Here is a 15,946-nt window from a genome sequence, read left to right as displayed (position 1 = left end):
GTTTCTGGAAATTTGAATCCCCGGGAAGAGCCTCTCCCCCGTAACCCTCGTTTTATTTTTCACGAAATCGGCTCTTTTCCGCTCCCTAATAAATTGACGCTCCTTTTCCCCTTCGCTATAGTTAGGAATAGTTATTTCTACAATGCAGGAGGGTCAACATGAATTTCGTCATATTCACTGCGGCTGCGATAGTCGTCATTTTTGCAGCGATTCAATTAAACAAATACGGAGACGTCATCTCCCAGAAATCCACGTGGAGCGGGGCTATGGTGGGTACCCTGCTTATAGGCGGGGCCACTTCTCTGCCTGAACTGACCACCAGTCTGACTGCCGTATACATCGATAATGCCGACATAGCCGTCGGAAATATGCTCGGGAGTAACGTGTTCAACGTCCTCATCCTCATGATTTTCGATTTTATTTATCGGAAACGGAAGGTTTTCAATACCGTAGAGCAGAGCACCCATCTCCCCGTCGCGTATACGGGTCTTGTGATGACGGCTCTCATTTCTGCCGCACTTCTGTGGCGGGATGCACCGGAACTGTTCAACGTGGGTATCGAAATGTATCTGCTCGTCGCCATCTACATTGTTGTAATGAAGACATCGGGGAACCCGGAAGAAGAGGCGGACGAGCCGACCTCTCCCATTACCTTGAAGCAGGGAGTGACCCGCTTCATCATAGCGGCTCTGGTCGTTTTTGTGGCAGGTAGTGCTCTCGCTGTCTATGGGGATCTGATTGCCAAGGAAACCGGAATGAACGCAAGTTTCGTCGGGAGCTTTCTGATCGCCGCTTCCACGTCACTTCCTGAACTGGTGACTGTGCTGGCTGCTTTCCGAATTATGAACTACTCGCTCGCCATAGGGTCGATTCTTGGCAGTAACCTTTTCAATCTTCAGCTGCTTGTCATCACCGACATTTTCTACAGAAAAGAAGCTATTCTGAACGTTGCCGATCCTTCTAACATTACTGTTGCCCTGCTTGGTCTTGTAATGATCGCCCTTACCATCTTCGCGCTGCAACGTACAGCCGTTAAGCGTGTCGGGGCCTACGCCATACCTTCTGCCGTAACTGTTATTCTGTACTTTGCAGCTTCTTATATCATGTTTTGAAATGCAGGCAAAAAAACAAACGCGTTTTCCGAAAGGCACACTTTGGAAAACGCGTTTTTGTATTAGTCCGAAATGATTACTTTATCTTTTTAACCTGACCTTCCGCCATATCCCCGACTACCGGGAGATGATAACGTTCTTTGTTATAGGCTTTGTACATCAGGAAAACCCACAAAACCAGAGAAACGGGTGAAATCAGAAGACTGATAAGCCAGCCGATGAGAGGGATCATTCCGACGACAAGTCCGAGGATGAAAATACCCCCGAAAACGATAGTCGACTGCATGGCATGGAAGCGGATAAAGGAACTTTCTTTCTCGATAAGCAGAAAAATGATTCCAGTAATGAACCCGAGTAGATACGTCAGGAGACCGCCGATGTTCTCTTCAAGACCAGTGGAGGAAGATGCCGGGGGACGTGTGTCATTCGCCATTGTTTTAACTCCTCTCCTTTTGGAAACTTGAAATAACTGAATTTTCAAAATATATGTTTATTATACACCATTTTTTTTCTTCTCACAAGGAAAGTTTCCGAATCTGCTTCTCCAATTCCCGGTAGGAGGCCGCCTCTTTCTCTTTTCCCAGTTCTTTATAAATTTTAGCCAGCCACTGGACCGGCCCGATTTTTTCCGGAGACATTTCGGAAGCGTACTGAAAGCATTCCAGCGCTTTTTCCTTCCAGTCGAATTCGTAATACAAAGCTCCTAGTTCTTCCATACGGTCGAGGTCTTCCTCCCACATTTCCATAAAGGATAACTTCTCTTTCAGTTCCTCCGCTTCGGCCTCCGCCCTACTGTCGAGTATGTCTCTGATTTCCCCGGGCGAGTAATGAGGAAGAGTGTTGCGGATAAGAGCTTTGAGCAGGGGAATTTCCTCTTTCGTATCATGTTTCAAAATTTCCTGGAGAAAGCTCCCCCACGCCGAAAGGGAGGTCAGACCCGTTTTTTCTGAAAGGAGTACGTCTTCCACCATCCCGCGTTCCCGAATGCCTAAAGCCATCTCCTGTCTCCCCGTCAGCAGAAACGCATCATTCAGCCTTTGGGCCGCTAAGTACCCTGAAAAAAGCAGCTGTTTCACTTCCCCGTCCTCCGGCGAAAGTTCCAGAGCATGCTCGAGTATACGGAGCCGCTCTCCCGGAGAGAAAGCAGATTCCAACTTGAATTCATATTCGCCCGGTACGATGGGGTTTTCCTGCCTCAGGAGAAGGCGAAAAGCTGTAATTTCGAGTGGGGTTTCACTTGACAACATGGACAGTAAAGATTCATCACGATTATGGAAGAGGTATTTTTCAGCATACAAAGGATCTTTTTCCCACAGCTGTTCCGCGGGGAGATCGTAGATTTCTTCGAATTTCTGAAACTGAAGATCATGGGAGAGTTCTTTTACGAAGCGGTGGCGGGGAGCGAAATCCATCAGCAGCCGTATAATCCGATAGGAATGGAACATTTTTCCCTGACGGCGGACTTCATAAAAAAGAGTTTTGATTTCCTGGAGAAGTTTCTTTTTCGGAAGGAAGGATTCCAGAAAAGTAAGGATATACGCCTGCTCCTGATTCGTATACTTACCGGAGAGGTGCTGGAGCAGTGAATTATACGTGGAGGCCGGAAAACGGCCACTGATGTTCAAATGATCGATCAGCGGGTGCGGAGCTTCGCATACCAGTCCGTAACGGAAAGCACGACCGATGAACGAATTGTATTTTATCTTTTTTGCCTGAACGGCTGTTACATACTGTTCTTTGTAGAAAAACAGATAGTACATACTCCTGCCCTGCACTGCTTCCACTATTTGAGCACGTTCATAATATACGGCTCTCAAGGGTTCTATGACACGCTTATCCTTATTTTGAGAAAGAATCCATTCCTGTTCATTCATTATTGAAACCTCCCTTGACTTTGCTACACAATAACACATTCACTTTCATCTATACAAAAAAAGACCGGCCGTTACGCCCCAGAAAAGGTTACGCCGGCCGGACCCGCTCACGTGGCGACTATCCACTCCACGTTATATTCATCAAACACGTCCTTCATGAAAGAAGAAGGCTCCCTGTCTGTAAGAACCTTATCCACTCCTTCGAGGGATGAGAACGTGTAAAACCCCCGTTTTTCCAGTTTGGAATGATCAGCTACTACAATCACTTCCTCCGCTCGTTTCATCATCATTTTCTTCACGTAACCATCTTCCTCATGATAACTGGACAGACCTTCTTCAGAAATCCCGAACGTCCCGACAAACAGCTTATCCGCATAAAATTCCTCCAGTTTTACAAGTACCGAAGGACCGTAAAGAAACCGCTGTTCTTTATTCAACTGACCGCCCAGAAGATTGATATCGGCGTTCGTTTCGGCCAGAAGCTCCGCTGCATAAATGGAGTTGGTGACAGCTGCGAACCGGAGGACGTCAATGAAGGCGGAAATGGCCTGCACAGTCGTAGACGTATCAAAAATGATCGAGTCCCCTTCCCGGATGAGGGAGGCGGCAGCCCGGGCGATTTTTTTCTTTTCTGCACTGAACTTCTGAAGTCTGGCTGTATAATCCATGCGTTCCTTCCCGGATTTCGGGAGGATGGCTCCCCCGTGCATTCGGGTGACCTCTCCGCGCTCCGCCAGTTTTACAAGATCTCTTCGGGCAGTATCCCGGGACACCTGGAAAGAAGAACATATTTCTTCCAGGCGGACTCTCCCCTGTTCACGGATCATTACTATAATTCCTTCCAGCCGTTCTTCCTGATACATAGCATCACCTTTAAGTATTTATAAGTGATTGTAAGTCATTTTAAGTGTTTATGCAATAGAAAACGTTATAGGCGTTCGATAATAGTGGCGTTCGCTGTTCCCCCGCCTTCACATATAGCAAGTAATCCGTATCTGCCTCCCGTCCGTTCCAGGCGGTGCAGCAGCGTCGTCATAAGTTTCGTACCCGTAGCCCCGAGCGGATGCCCGAGAGCGATAGCCCCTCCGTCTTCGTTCAGCCTTCCGGGATCGGCTTTCGTATCCTCCAGCCAGGCCAGCGGCACGGAAGCGAAAGCTTCATTCACTTCATACGTATCCATATCTCCAATCGTCATCCCTGCCTTTTTCAGTACTTTCTCCGTAGCCGGGATAGGGCCTGTAAGCATCAGTGTCGGGTCGGATCCTGCAACGCTTCTTGCTATAATCCTTGCTCTCGGTTTCAACCCAAGCTCTTCCGCCTTCTCCCGGGACATAAGAAGTACAGCGGAGGCTCCGTCGCTCATCTGACTGGCATTCCCCGCTGTTATTACCCCGTCTTCGGTAAAAACGGGAGAAAGCCCGTTCAGCACTTCCGTGGTGGAACCTTCCCGCGGCCCTTCATCTCTGTTGAATACAGCTCCATCTTCCAGCTCCAGAGGAAGGATCTCTTTATCGAATCTCCCGTTCTCCTGGGCCAGAAGCGCCCGTTCGTGACTCGCGGCAGCGAAGGAATCCAGGTCGTTTCTTGAAAAACTCCATTTCGCAGCAATTTTTTCTGCCGAGATTCCCTGATTCACTATTTCATATCTATCCGTCAGCATGGGACTGGGAGCGACATCCCGGTAATTGGAAAACATCGGTTCCCGGGTCATACTTTCTACGCCTCCGGCGATGACGACATCCATATCCCCGCTCATAATAGCCTGCGAGGCGAAATGAACCGCCTGCTGACTGGATCCGCACTGGCGGTCGATGGTGACTCCGGGTACGGTAACGGGAAACCCTGCCATCAGACTCGCATTTCTCGCCACATTCCCCGCCTGTTCTCCGGTCTGTGTGACGGCTCCCAGTATGACGTCGTCCACTTCCTCCGGCAGTACTCCGGACCGCTCCATCAGCCCTTCAAGTGTCCTGGCCGCCAGTTCGTCCGCCCGAATATTGCCGAGACTCCCTTTCCTTTTTCCGACAGCTGTCCGCAGAGCTTCCACGATAACTACTTCCCTCATAATAACTTCCCCCTTTTTCCTGCTTTTCTTTATAATTCGTCATCGACGCGTGCGCACCTTCTTTTTTACGAGGAAAAGTCTTTATGGATCGCTGACTGCCTAAATAAAACCCCCGCTATTTTCCGAGGAAAATAGCGGGGGTTTCGTCTATTATTCTACTGTTACACTCTTCGCAAGGTTTCTCGGTTTGTCCACGTCACAATCACGGTGAAGAGCTGCATAATAAGCAATCAGCTGCAGCGGAATAACGGATGCGAGTGGCGTCAGCAGATCGTGCACCTTCGGAATAGCGAATTCGTCGTCCTCTTCCTCAATACCTTTCATACTGATAGTGAGAGTATTCGCACCACGGGCCTCTACTTCCTGCACGTTGCCGCGGATCGACGGACTGACGCTTTCCTGAGTCGCAAGGGCGATCACCGGAGTCCCTTCTTCGATCAAAGCAATCGTTCCGTGCTTCAGTTCTCCCCCGGCGAAGCCTTCCGCCTGAATGTAGGAGATCTCTTTCAGCTTAAGAGCACCTTCCACACCGACGTAATGATCGATACTGCGTCCGATGAAGAAGCAGTTGCGTGTTGTGGAGAGGTATTCCCGAGTCAGATTCTCAAGTTCTTCTTTCTGGTCTGTCAATGCTTCCATAGCGTTCGCTGCAATGCCGAGCTCCTGCATAGGATCGAATTCAAGCTCGATACCTTTGGCACGGGCAGTGTCAACCGCAAGGATGGCAAGGACGGCTATTTGAGCCGTATATGCTTTCGTGGACGCTACAGCGATCTCAGGCCCCGCATGCAGATGAAGCGTGTAATCCGCTTCACGGGAAAGGGTGGAGCCCGGAACGTTCGTAAGCGTCAGTGCCGGATGACCTAGTTTCTTCGTCTGAACGAGCACAGAACGACTGTCCGCCGTCTCTCCGCTCTGGGAGATGAAGACGAAAAGCGGTTTCTCGGACAGAAGCGGCATGTTGTAGGAGAATTCACTCGCTACGTGGACCTCCGTCGGAATGCCGGATATCTTCTCCAGGAACTGCTTGCCTACAAGGCCGGCGTGATAGCTCGTTCCTGCAGCAATTATATAAATACGGTCGCATTCTTTCATTGCTTCGCGCACTTCCGGATCAAGCTTGATGCGGTCGTCTTCATCCTGATACTCCTGAATGATTTTACGGATGACAAACGGCTGTTCGTCGACTTCTTTCAGCATAAAGTGAGGGTACGTTCCTTTTTCGATATCCATCGAATCGATTTCTGCGGTGAAGGATTCTCTTTCGACCTCTGTGCCGTCAAGTTTCTCAACAGTCACGTCTTCCCGTTTCACGATCACAATTTCCTTATCCATAAGTTCCATGAATTCGTTTGTAGCCTGAAGACCGGCCATGGAGTCACTGACGACCATGTTGAAACCGTCGCCCAGGCCTACGAGAAGCGGGCTCTTGTTTTTTGCGACGTAAATCGTATCTTCGTCCCGGCTGTCGATAAGAGCCAGGGCGTAGGAACCGCTCAGAAGTTCAACCGCCTGACGGAACGCTTCTTTCGTATTGTCAGTCTTACGATGAAGCAGTTCAATCAGCTGTACGATGATTTCTGTATCCGTTTCACTCTTCAGCTCAACGTCTCCGAGGTACTCTTTACGGATCTGGTTATAGTTCTCAATCACACCATTATGAACGATAGTGAAGCGTCCGGAGTCGCTCTGGTGAGGGTGGGCATTCTCTTTGCTCGGCGCTCCGTGCGTCGCCCAGCGTGTGTGGCCTATACCGAGAGTCGCTTTCACGTTCGGGTCCACTTCTTCACGCAAAGCGGCAATTCTGCCCTTTACTTTAAAAACGTGCAGCTCTTCACCCGATAACGTGGCGATACCTGCCGAGTCATACCCGCGATATTCCAATTTCTGAAGACCTTCGAGCAAAATGTCCTTCGTGTCATCCTTACCAATATATCCTACAATACCACACATTGTGATGTCCTCCTCTAATAAGGAGCAGTCACCACCACCAGGGGCGAGACTGCCCCTTTCCCTGTTATTTTTGAACATTTTGTCCCTGCGCGTTGGACGAAGAGTCGCCTCTACGGTTTAGCACAGAAACAGTCGGTTGAAATGTCGGCAACCGGGAGGTATCCGCCGAATGATCTCGATGAACCTCCACCTCGTCAACTGCAGATAAAAACGTCCTGATCTGCAGTCCTGGCGCTTTACATTAATTACCCCTCACTGCTCCTTTCTCTTCTATAATGAATAGGCACCTTGTTCATTTAACCATTTTTTCCTCAATTAAACATATAAGTGCAACACTCTTATTCTACTCGAGGATAAAATGAAACGTCAATCTTTTTTACGTAAAAGCGCAGAAGTTACGACTAGGGCGTTACGTGCCGGTGAGAAACGGATGAGGGCTCCGGAGGTAACGACTCTCCCGCAATCGTTACCCCGGACCGTCACTCTTGACGCCGGATATAAAGATGAAACAGTTATACTTCCCCTCAGGCGAGCAAAAGCAGTGCGAAAGTAATACAACCCGGCGTTCCAGCCTAAAAAAAGGAGCGCGGACGTTGTTTCCGTCCACGCTGCTTCTCTAAATACTACCCTTACATTCCGAGCTCTTCTTCGACTACTTCGACTACTCTCTTCACGTAGGCTTCACATTCCTCTTCCGCAGGAGCCTCAGCCATAATACGGACGAGCGGCTCGGTGCCGGAAGGACGGACGAGAACACGTCCACTGTCGCCCATCTCATTTTCCACTTCCGCAATTTTTTCCTGGATCCGGTCGTTTGTAAAGACCGCTTTTTTATCTGACACTCTAACGTTCTTAAGGACCTGGGGGAATTTCTTCATTTCCTGGGCCAGGACCGAAAGCGGCTTGCCGGTGTCCCGGACCACGTTTACCAGCTGCAGAGCGGAAAGGATGCCGTCCCCTGTAGTATTATGGTCGAGGAAAATAATATGGCCGGACTGCTCCCCGCCTAAATTATAGTCGCCTTTGCGCATCTCTTCCATAACGTAACGGTCGCCGACGGCCGTCTTGTCACTCTTGATCCCTACTTTTTCGAGTGCCTTGTAGAACCCGAGATTGCTCATTACGGTCGAAACGACGGTGGATTTGTTGAGCATCATCTGTTCATTCATGAATTTCGCACAAATATACATGATCCGGTCGCCATCCACGAGCTGCCCTTTTTCATCTACCGCAATCAGACGATCTCCGTCTCCGTCAAAGGCGAGTCCGATATCTGCTTTCTTCTCCTTCACCAGTTCCTGAAGTGCTTCCGGACTGGTAGACCCGCAGCCTTCGTTGATGTTCAGCCCGTCCGGGGTGGAACCTATAGAGGAGATCTCCGCTTCCAGGTCCGCAAACAGATGGGAAGCGATGGAGGACGTGGCCCCGTTCGCACAGTCGATAGCGATGTGCATGCCGTCAAAGTCGTGATCCACCGTCTTCTTCATATGCTGCATATACTTCTGGACCCCTTCGAAATAGTCATTGATCTGACCGAGGTCGCTGCCGGATGGACGTGGCAGTTCATCTTCCTCCGCATCAATCAATGCTTCAATCTCTTCTTCCTGTTTATCCGAAAGTTTAAAGCCGTCCGAACCGAAAAACTTGATGCCATTATCTTCCACCGGATTATGGGAAGCCGAAATCATGATACCCGCTTCCGCCTGCATAGCTTTCGTCAAATAAGCGACCCCAGGTGTGGAGATGACTCCGAGACGCATAACTTCCGCTCCGATGGAGAGCAGACCGGCGGCAAGAGCTCCTTCGAACATCTCTCCGGATATCCGGGTATCTCTCCCGATCAGTACTTTCGGTTTCTCCTGCCCTTTCGTAAGCGCATAACCGCCAAACCTTCCCAATTTGAATGCAAATTCCGGGGTCAATTCCTTGTTTGCGACTCCTCGCACCCCGTCTGTGCCAAAATATTTGCCCATGACTCTGTCCCTCGCTTCCTACTCGTTTGTAATTTCGATTTTTACTTCCACTGTCTCGGGTTCGATGGAGACCACGCCGTTTGGAACTTCCAATTCCACATCCTTACTGGTGGTTTCATCGAGACCCTCCGTATCAACAATACTTCCACTTACCTGATTGATATCATCAAGAACCTCTTTCGGCCCGTAAATAGTCGCCTTCTCGACAGATGAGGTGATTTTATCCACCTTCACACCGTCTTTCACCTCTCCTTCAGCCCGAAAGGCTACAGGTACTTCTTTTTTACTGCGGGATACAGGAACGTCGACAGTCACCGAAGCCGGTTCCACAATCACATTCAGTTCGTTCCCTTCCTCATCATATACTTTAACGGGTGTCTCTCTCTTCTCTATCGAAGTGTCCACACCTGCCAGGTTAACGATCGATTTCACGACCGCCACCTCCGAGAGGACAGAAGCCGCTCCCGTCACTTCCACAGTGGAAGGGTTGATATCAGCTTCCCCTACTTCGAATTCACTTCCCATCTGGCTTTCATTTATAAAATCCGCACTTATATTATGTGTCTCGCTCATCCGGCGTTCTATCGTCACTTCGACGGTTTTGGGTTCCACGTTTACCTGCACCTGATTCGAAATTCCGGAGTGCTGGATACGCACCTCATGAACGCCTGCGCCGAGACCGTTCAATTCCACGTAAAGGGAAAAATTCTGCTGACGGGCAGCCGGAGCGACCTGACTCGTAGGACCTTCAAGCATAACGTCGGCGACCTGCGGTACGCCGGTCACTACAAGTTCCTCGTCCTCAAGCTTAATATCCACCGGCACGTTTTCCGCCATTTCTTTATCCGTAGAACTTCCGTTCAGAAAATTCGGGTCTGTCCCCTCCGTGCTCTCTTCACTCACGGAAGCCCACATGAGGATGGCGAGGAACAGGGAAAGAATTCTTATAAACCACGTGCTGCGTAACCATTTATCCATTCTTCTTCCCCCTCCAGTTCCACGATTTATTTGCAGGGGTCTTCGAGGTCACATCAAGAGCGGAGTGCAGTACTTTTCTAAGAGATTCCTCATCCAGATTCCGCTGCAGTTCTCCGTTGACCGTACAGGACATATTCCCGGTTTCTTCGGACACAATAATGGTCAGGGCATCGGTCACCTCGCTGATCCCCATCGCCGCACGGTGTCTGGTACCAAGTTCCTTGGAGATAAAGGGGCTTTCCGATAGCGGCAAATAACAGGCGGCCGCCACAATTTTATTGCTTTTCAGTATGACCGCCCCGTCATGAAGCGGAGTGTTCGGTATGAAGATATTTGTAAGCAGTTCGTTCGTCAGTTCTCCGTGCACCGGGATACCGGTTTCCACGTAATCTCCCATACCTGTTTCTCTTTCAATGGTAATCAGTGCCCCGATACGACGTTTTGCCATATAGTTGCATGACTTAAGTATTGCTTCGACGGAACGTTCTGTGTTTTCCTCCTCCGCCGAGCTTCTGCTGAAGAAACTTCCTCGTCCCAACTGTTCCAGCGCCCGCCTGAGTTCAGGTTGGAACAATATGATAATAGCAAGAAAACCCCAGGCGATCGCCTGCGACATAAGCTCCCGTAATGTCGTAAGTCCAAACAGGTTACTGAGCAGCCAAATTCCAAGGATGAGAAACACACCTTTTAACAGTTGAACAGCTTTCGTTCCTTGAATAAGCATAATCAGCTTATATATGATGAACCAGACCAGGGCTATGTCGATGGCGATTACGATATAATCGAATAACGTATGAGCCTCACCAAACATGCCGACACTTCCTTCTGTATGAATATCGATCTCAGAAACTTTTTTAATTATATCATATTTGCCATTTCAAAAGAAAAGAATCACCGGGGTGTTATTCCGGTGATTCCTCTCCCATGGAAAAAACTTCTTCTGCAAAGTTTCTTACGTGGTACCACATCCATTCGAATACCTGGTTCACGTAATTCAGCTCTCCACTCACGTAAGCCTGGAGTTCTTCGCCTTCCGTGGCTTCCCTGGAAGTGTCTCCTTCTATCAGCTGGCCGTTTATCAGTGTTACATCTCCGTCGACACGTCCCTGGACCTTCAGATCTCCGTTCCGTACCACCAGATCGCCTTCCACCGTAATATCTTCCGGAACGACTACCGTTCCTTCTTCGATGACCACACCTTCCTGCTTGGAAACCGTAACCTGATCTTCCTGGTTCCAGGCAGAAAAGATTCCGCTGGCCATAAGCAGCATAAAGACGGCTGCTGCCGAAACGAGAGGATGGTGGCGGAACCACTGGATCCACGTAGTACGCTTCCGGTTACGCGGCAGCTCACTCATCACCCTGTTCGTGAAGGATGAAGAGGCAGTGACTCCCGTCTTATCTGAAGCCAGCGTATCCGCTCTTTTCAGTTCATGAAAATGTTCCTGACATTCCTCACATCGCTGCAGATGGTTCCCGAGGATCCTCTGCTCCTCTTCTGTCAGCGACTCATCCAGATATTTATGCATCAAGTATATCATGTCGTTATCACACTTCATCTATTTTCACCCCTTACACATTCCGAAGCTTTTTACGTAAAATTTCTCTGCCGCGGTGAATTCTCGTTTTCACCGTTCCAACCGGCATATCAAGTACTTCAGCTATTTCCTGAAGGGATAATTCTTCGAGAAACCGTAAAACAATAACACTTCGGTATATCGGAGGGAGAGCGGTTATTTCTCTCTGTATATATCCCCGCAGCTCAAGGTTCTCCACCTGTTCCTCCGGCAAAGCCTCATCCGTCGCCAACTGGTCATGCATACTCAGACCGTCTGTCCCTTTTATATCAGCGTCGAGGTGATAATCGGGTTTTTTCTTTCTGATCCGGTCAATCGTCAAATTCGTCGCAATCCGGTACAGCCACGTAGAGAACTTTCGTTTTTCATCAAAGCTTTCGATGTTGGTGTAGGCCCGTATAAACGCTTCCTGAGCCAAATCCTCCGCTTCCTGGCTGTTGCCGATCATACGGAAGCATACGAAATACACTTTGTTTTGATAAAACGAGACAACGTCCTCAAACGCCTGTACGTTACCTTTTTTCACTTCTTTGATTCTTTCTGCTATGAAAGTTTCCATCTCACTATACCTCCGCTTTCACTGCGGTTCTTATATGTACGAATAACTCGTCCGGAAGGTTTCATCATATTATTTTTTAAACGGGGGCAGGTGCCGCTTATTCATTATAACAGCCTGCATCCTGGGGATGCAGGTTGTTGTATCAGAAACTTTATGTCAGCTTCTCACCGAGCAGGGAACCCATAAGCCCCACCGCCATGGAAGCCGTTTTATTTTTTTCATCGAGGATCGGGTTCACTTCCACGAATTCTGCCGAAGTGATTCTTTCCGAGTCATGCAGCATCTCCATCGCCAGATGACTTTCCCGGTAACTGAAGCCGCCCATGACCGGTGTTCCTACTCCAGGTGCTTCTTCCGGATCCAGGCTGTCGAGGTCGAGGCTCAAGTGTACGCCGTCCACTTTGCGGCTTTCCAGATAATCAAGAGCATCCTGCATCACCTGCGACATACCGAGACGGTCCACTTCATGCATGCTGAACACTTTAATGCCTTTCTCCCTGATCAATTCCCGTTCCCCTTCGTCCACGGAACGTGCACCGATAACAACGATGTTTTCAGGTTTCAGTTTAGGCTGATACCCGTGGATATCTGTAAGACTTTCATTGCCTATCCCTATACTTGCAGCCAGCGGCATCCCGTGAATATTACCGGAAGGAGAAGTTTCTCCGCTGTTCAAATCCGTATGGGCATCATACCAGATCACGCCGAGGTTCCCGTAATGTTTTGAGATACCGGCAAGTGTCCCCATGGCAATGCTGTGGTCGCCTCCGAGCACAAGAGGGAACCGTCCTTCCTGAACGACGTCATCCACCTTTTGCGCGAGCGCGACGTTGCCCTCTCTGACCTCTTTAAGATTACGGAGATTCTCTTTCTCACTTGTTTCCTCCGTTTCTTCGGAAGGTTTGGAAATGACCAGGTCTCCGAGGTCTTCTATATCATATTTCAACTGTTCCAGTCTTTCAATTACTCCCGCATAGCGGATGGCACTCGGGCCCATGTCCACACCCCGGCGATTTTGACCGAGATCCATAGGTACACCAATGATCGACAACTTCCTGTTCATAGTACAATTCCTCCTTCATCGGGCTGCTTTCTATTGTAGCTAAAATTCACACAATGACTCAACTGCACATTTTTGTGCATAAACATGCGTTTCCTTCCGGTTTCAAAATAACGTTCCGTCTATTATAATGGTAGGTATAACCAATAGAACGAACAGCTACTTGCAGGAAAGGTCGTGCCCTATGAAAACAGCCTCACAGTTACTATGGGAAGGGATTGAAAATAAGATAACAGACTGGCAGGCCCGCCCCTTTGTCGTGGAATACGACCTGGCCGACTTTCTGAAGCAGACGAGAGAGCAGCTTCAAGTCATGGAATTTACGGAGGCGGAACAGCTTACGGAGAAGTTTCTTCTCTTCCTTGACCGAACCGGCACGAAGAGATAGGAAAAATCAGAATGGAGACCGTTGCTGCGACAGATACAGACGGAATTCCCTCTGCTCACTTCACCACTCCGTACAACGGGGGACCGGTTTCCCGACACGAAGTTACCGCTGCTGCTTATCATTGACGATGATATAGAGTTCATCACTTTTATGAAAGATTTCCTGGAGCAGCATGGATACCAGGTTCTTGCATCGCTTACCGGAAAAAAAGGTCTCGAATTATTTTATGATTTTCACCCTGACCTTGTGCTGATTGATTACATACTGCCGGATACAGACGGGGTGGCTCTGCTGACTCAAATCGTTGAGAAGGCCCGTAATGAATTCACCCCTGTCATCATGGTCAGTGCGCACAATTCAAATGAACACAGGGCTCTCTCCTTTAATCTGGGGGCGACTGATTTCATCGGAAAGCCGGTCAGAACCGATGTATTGCTTCCATTTCTGAAAAATCGTCTTGCCTCGCGGGAACAGATTCTTGCCCATATTCTGCAGGACGAACTGACCGGCGCTTTCAATCGAAAGTTTTTAGAGAAAAAATTGAAGGAGCAGTCGGCTCTCTTCCATAAGGAAAACGGGTACACCTTTTCTGCGGCCATGGTGGATCTCGATCATTTTAAAAAAGTCAATGACACATACGGCCACCACACGGGGGATCAGGTTCTGGAGACGTTTGTGAAAGTATTTGAGCAGATGAAAACATCAGGAGAGACGATCAGCCGTTATGGAGGGGAAGAATTTGTTGTGATCTTCCCGGGTGCTTCTGCGCAGGAGGCGGATGCAAGAGTGGAAGAATGGAGAAATCGCTTTTCCTCCATTACATTCACTTCAGGGGACGAACAGTTTCACGTCCATTTTTCGGCAGGAATCGCGCAGTTTTCGGATGCCCCCGGAGGAGAAAGCATCCTCGAACGGGCAGATAAAGCTTTGTATTATGCCAAAAGGACCGGCAGAAACCGTACTGTTTCCCATACTCACATGCCGGTTTCTGCCTTTGATGCAGAGACGATCACACTACTCATCGTCGAAAATGATCCGAGCGTGCGACAGCTGCTGGAAGACTTTTTCTCCACTCGCTCTTTTATCAGCGATAAACCGGTACGGGTCATCACTTTCCATACCCGACAACAATTTCTCGAGGAAGACTGGTATCATCCGGAAGAGGATTATGTACTGCTGCTGGCAAGTTCTATCGGTATCGATACACTGCCTTTTCTCAAAACGAAATACGATTTCCGGAATGTAGCGGTTATGATTATGACCGGAGAAGAGGAAACGGAAAGAGTGGAAGAAGCACTGAGAGAGGAAGCCGAAGATTATCTGTTGAAACCTTTCCGACTGGAAGATCTCGGCGAATGGCTCGACGGAGTAGCCGATAGAATGTTCATATAGCTCATACAAAAAAGGAGTTTCTCCGCGAGAAACTCCTTTTATTTATCTATTCTTTTATAAAAAGTGAAAATGTAATGGAGCCTAGCGGGATCGAACCGCTGACCTCCTGCGTGCAAAGCAGGCGCTCTCCCAGCTGAGCTAAGGCCCCGATGGAGCGGGAGACGGGATTCGAACCCGCGACCCCCACCTTGGCAAGGTGGTGTTCTACCGCTGAACTACTTCCGCAGCAAAATGCGGGTGGAGGGACTTGAACCCCCACGTCGTAAGACACTAGATCCTAAATCTAGCGCGTCTGCCAATTCCGCCACCCCGGCATGGCATTTTGCCGCTATCGCGACCGCACAAATAAATTAAGTAAAGAGCGGAAGACGGGATTCGAACCCGCGACCCCCACCTTGGCAAGGTGGTGTTCTACCGCTGAACTACTCCCGCAATGAAGCAGTGAGCCATGGAGGGCTCGAACCTCCGACCCTCTGATTAAAAGTCAGATGCTCTACCAGCTGAGCTAATGGCTCGTAACAATAGAAAATTCGTTAATGAAAAAATAAAAAAAGGCTGGGCTAGCTGGATTCGAACCAGCGCATGACGGTACCAAAAACCGTTGCCTTACCGCTTGGCCATAGCCCAACAATTCTGTAATCATAAAGCTTCACAAATGGAAACATAAAAAAGTGGAGGGAGCAGGACTCGAACCTGCGAACCCGATGGGAGCGGATTTACAGTCCGCCGCGTTTGGCCAACTTCGCTATCCCTCCGTAATAAAGGACTCTGCTGGTGCCGGCCAGAGGACTTGAACCCCCAACCTACTGATTACAAATCAGTTGCTCTACCAATTGAGCTAGGCCGGCCGACTATGGTGGAGGATGCAGGGCTCGAACCTGCGACCCCTTGCTTGTAAGGCAAGTGCTCTCCCAGCTGAGCTAATCCTCCAGTGAAATAGTGGTGACCCGTACGGGATTCGAACCCGTGTTACCGCCGTGAAAGGGCGGTGTCTTAACCACTTGACCAACGGGCC

Annotated in this window: 14 protein-coding genes and 10 tRNA genes; 3 read left to right on the top strand and 21 right to left on the bottom strand. The window is 49.2% G+C overall.

Going from position 1 to position 15,946, the window contains the following annotated elements:
* Window positions 1–158: 158 nt before the first annotated feature.
* Window positions 159–1,112, top strand: coding sequence for a sodium:calcium antiporter (locus tag BLU03_RS11325; RefSeq protein ID WP_093107859.1), 954 nt, complete (start codon window positions 159–161; stop codon window positions 1,110–1,112).
* Window positions 1,113–1,188: 76 nt separating this feature from the next.
* Here the strand turns inward: BLU03_RS11325 and BLU03_RS11320 are convergent, their stop codons facing one another.
* The 11 genes from BLU03_RS11320 to rocF form a co-directional block, all read right to left on the bottom strand.
* Window positions 1,189–1,545: a DUF4870 domain-containing protein gene (locus BLU03_RS11320; protein WP_008591125.1), complete on the bottom strand. Its 357-nt coding sequence runs from the start codon at window positions 1,543–1,545 to the stop codon at window positions 1,189–1,191.
* A gap of 82 nt (window positions 1,546–1,627) precedes the next feature.
* Window positions 1,628–2,986 carry a hypothetical protein gene (locus tag BLU03_RS11315; protein WP_093107857.1) on the bottom strand — a complete coding sequence of 453 codons (1,359 nt, stop codon included), beginning with the start codon at window positions 2,984–2,986 and terminating at the stop codon, window positions 1,628–1,630.
* A 107-nt stretch (window positions 2,987–3,093) separates the two neighbouring features.
* Entirely contained in the window at window positions 3,094–3,849 is a 756-nt protein-coding gene (locus tag BLU03_RS11310) for a DeoR/GlpR family DNA-binding transcription regulator (protein ID WP_076572014.1), read from the bottom strand.
* Between the two features lie 65 nt (window positions 3,850–3,914).
* Entirely contained in the window at window positions 3,915–5,051 is a 1,137-nt protein-coding gene (locus tag BLU03_RS11305) for a thiolase family protein (protein WP_093107855.1), read from the bottom strand.
* A 150-nt stretch (window positions 5,052–5,201) separates the two neighbouring features.
* Window positions 5,202–7,004 carry a glutamine--fructose-6-phosphate transaminase (isomerizing) gene (gene glmS, locus BLU03_RS11300; RefSeq protein ID WP_076572020.1) on the bottom strand — a complete coding sequence of 601 codons (1,803 nt, stop codon included), beginning with the start codon at window positions 7,002–7,004 and terminating at the stop codon, window positions 5,202–5,204.
* Between the two features lie 629 nt (window positions 7,005–7,633).
* Complete coding sequence (gene glmM, locus BLU03_RS11295) at window positions 7,634–8,977, bottom strand: phosphoglucosamine mutase (RefSeq protein ID WP_093107854.1); 1,344 nt, start codon at window positions 8,975–8,977, stop codon at window positions 7,634–7,636.
* A gap of 18 nt (window positions 8,978–8,995) precedes the next feature.
* Window positions 8,996–9,955: a CdaR family protein gene (locus BLU03_RS11290; protein ID WP_008591111.1), complete on the bottom strand. Its 960-nt coding sequence runs from the start codon at window positions 9,953–9,955 to the stop codon at window positions 8,996–8,998.
* Window positions 9,948–10,766 (bottom strand): diadenylate cyclase CdaA, encoded by an 819-nt coding sequence (gene cdaA / locus BLU03_RS11285; RefSeq protein ID WP_008591109.1) that lies wholly within the window; start codon window positions 10,764–10,766, stop codon window positions 9,948–9,950. Before cdaA ends, BLU03_RS11290 begins: the two co-directional genes overlap by 8 nt.
* Before the next feature lie 91 nt (window positions 10,767–10,857).
* Window positions 10,858–11,514, bottom strand: coding sequence for a zf-HC2 domain-containing protein (locus BLU03_RS11280; protein ID WP_008591107.1), 657 nt, complete (start codon window positions 11,512–11,514; stop codon window positions 10,858–10,860).
* Between the two features lie 13 nt (window positions 11,515–11,527).
* A complete protein-coding gene (gene sigW / locus BLU03_RS11275) occupies window positions 11,528–12,091 on the bottom strand; it encodes an RNA polymerase sigma factor SigW (RefSeq protein WP_008591105.1) in 564 nt (187 codons plus the stop codon).
* 151 nt (window positions 12,092–12,242) lie between these two features.
* Window positions 12,243–13,154: an arginase gene (gene rocF, locus BLU03_RS11270; RefSeq protein ID WP_008591103.1), complete on the bottom strand. Its 912-nt coding sequence runs from the start codon at window positions 13,152–13,154 to the stop codon at window positions 12,243–12,245.
* Window positions 13,155–13,335: 181 nt separating this feature from the next.
* On the opposite strand from rocF, the gene BLU03_RS11265 reads away from it, so the two are divergent.
* Window positions 13,336–13,539, top strand: a complete 204-nt coding sequence (locus BLU03_RS11265) for a hypothetical protein (protein ID WP_076572026.1) — start codon at window positions 13,336–13,338, stop codon at window positions 13,537–13,539.
* A gap of 21 nt (window positions 13,540–13,560) precedes the next feature.
* The gene (locus BLU03_RS11260; RefSeq protein WP_093107853.1) at window positions 13,561–14,931 is read left to right on the top strand and encodes a response regulator; all 1,371 of its coding nucleotides are present in this window, start codon (window positions 13,561–13,563) and stop codon (window positions 14,929–14,931) included.
* Window positions 14,932–15,006: 75 nt separating this feature from the next.
* Here the strand turns inward: BLU03_RS11260 and BLU03_RS11255 are convergent.
* The 10 genes from BLU03_RS11255 to BLU03_RS11210 all read right to left on the bottom strand — a co-directional run bounded on the left by BLU03_RS11255 (window position 15,007) and on the right by BLU03_RS11210 (window position 15,946).
* A tRNA-Ala gene (locus BLU03_RS11255) sits at window positions 15,007–15,079 on the bottom strand.
* A gap of 2 nt (window positions 15,080–15,081) precedes the next feature.
* A tRNA-Gly gene (locus BLU03_RS11250) sits at window positions 15,082–15,156 on the bottom strand.
* Window positions 15,157–15,163: 7 nt separating this feature from the next.
* Window positions 15,164–15,245, bottom strand: a tRNA-Leu gene (locus BLU03_RS11245).
* Window positions 15,246–15,291: 46 nt separating this feature from the next.
* A tRNA-Gly gene (locus BLU03_RS11240) sits at window positions 15,292–15,363 on the bottom strand.
* A 10-nt stretch (window positions 15,364–15,373) separates the two neighbouring features.
* A tRNA-Lys gene (locus BLU03_RS11235) sits at window positions 15,374–15,446 on the bottom strand.
* Between the two features lie 40 nt (window positions 15,447–15,486).
* Window positions 15,487–15,558, bottom strand: a tRNA-Gln gene (locus BLU03_RS11230).
* Window positions 15,559–15,603: 45 nt separating this feature from the next.
* Window positions 15,604–15,686, bottom strand: a tRNA-Tyr gene (locus BLU03_RS11225).
* A 17-nt stretch (window positions 15,687–15,703) separates the two neighbouring features.
* A tRNA-Thr gene (locus BLU03_RS11220) sits at window positions 15,704–15,779 on the bottom strand.
* 6 nt (window positions 15,780–15,785) lie between these two features.
* A tRNA-Val gene (locus BLU03_RS11215) sits at window positions 15,786–15,861 on the bottom strand.
* 10 nt (window positions 15,862–15,871) lie between these two features.
* A tRNA-Glu gene (locus tag BLU03_RS11210) sits at window positions 15,872–15,946 on the bottom strand.

The organism is Salimicrobium album (assembly GCF_900107115.1).
Taxonomy (GTDB): Bacteria; Bacillota; Bacilli; order Bacillales; family Halobacillaceae; genus Salimicrobium; species Salimicrobium album.
The sequence above is the reverse complement of the archived record's forward strand: the minus strand, read 5'-3'. Positions and strand labels throughout refer to the sequence as shown.

What these genes read in the sequence shown, in the direction of transcription:
- BLU03_RS11290 (WP_008591111.1), bottom strand. Translation starts at nt 9,955, where the DNA reads ATGGATAAATGGTTACGCAGCACGTGGTTTATAAGAATTCTTTCCCTG.
- BLU03_RS11280 (WP_008591107.1), bottom strand. Translation starts at nt 11,514, where the DNA reads ATGAAGTGTGATAACGACATGATATACTTGATGCATAAATATCTGGAT.
- cdaA (WP_008591109.1), bottom strand. Translation starts at nt 10,766, where the DNA reads ATGTTTGGTGAGGCTCATACGTTATTCGATTATATCGTAATCGCCATC.
- rocF (WP_008591103.1), bottom strand. Translation starts at nt 13,154, where the DNA reads ATGAACAGGAAGTTGTCGATCATTGGTGTACCTATGGATCTCGGTCAA.
- BLU03_RS11310 (WP_076572014.1), bottom strand. Translation starts at nt 3,849, where the DNA reads ATGTATCAGGAAGAACGGCTGGAAGGAATTATAGTAATGATCCGTGAA.
- BLU03_RS11305 (WP_093107855.1), bottom strand. Translation starts at nt 5,051, where the DNA reads ATGAGGGAAGTAGTTATCGTGGAAGCTCTGCGGACAGCTGTCGGAAAA.
- glmS (WP_076572020.1), bottom strand. Translation starts at nt 7,004, where the DNA reads ATGTGTGGTATTGTAGGATATATTGGTAAGGATGACACGAAGGACATT.
- glmM (WP_093107854.1), bottom strand. Translation starts at nt 8,977, where the DNA reads ATGGGCAAATATTTTGGCACAGACGGGGTGCGAGGAGTCGCAAACAAG.
- sigW (WP_008591105.1), bottom strand. Translation starts at nt 12,091, where the DNA reads ATGGAAACTTTCATAGCAGAAAGAATCAAAGAAGTGAAAAAAGGTAAC.
- BLU03_RS11320 (WP_008591125.1), bottom strand. Translation starts at nt 1,545, where the DNA reads ATGGCGAATGACACACGTCCCCCGGCATCTTCCTCCACTGGTCTTGAA.
- BLU03_RS11325 (WP_093107859.1), top strand. Translation starts at nt 159, where the DNA reads ATGAATTTCGTCATATTCACTGCGGCTGCGATAGTCGTCATTTTTGCA.
- BLU03_RS11265 (WP_076572026.1), top strand. Translation starts at nt 13,336, where the DNA reads ATGAAAACAGCCTCACAGTTACTATGGGAAGGGATTGAAAATAAGATA.
- BLU03_RS11315 (WP_093107857.1), bottom strand. Translation starts at nt 2,986, where the DNA reads ATGAATGAACAGGAATGGATTCTTTCTCAAAATAAGGATAAGCGTGTC.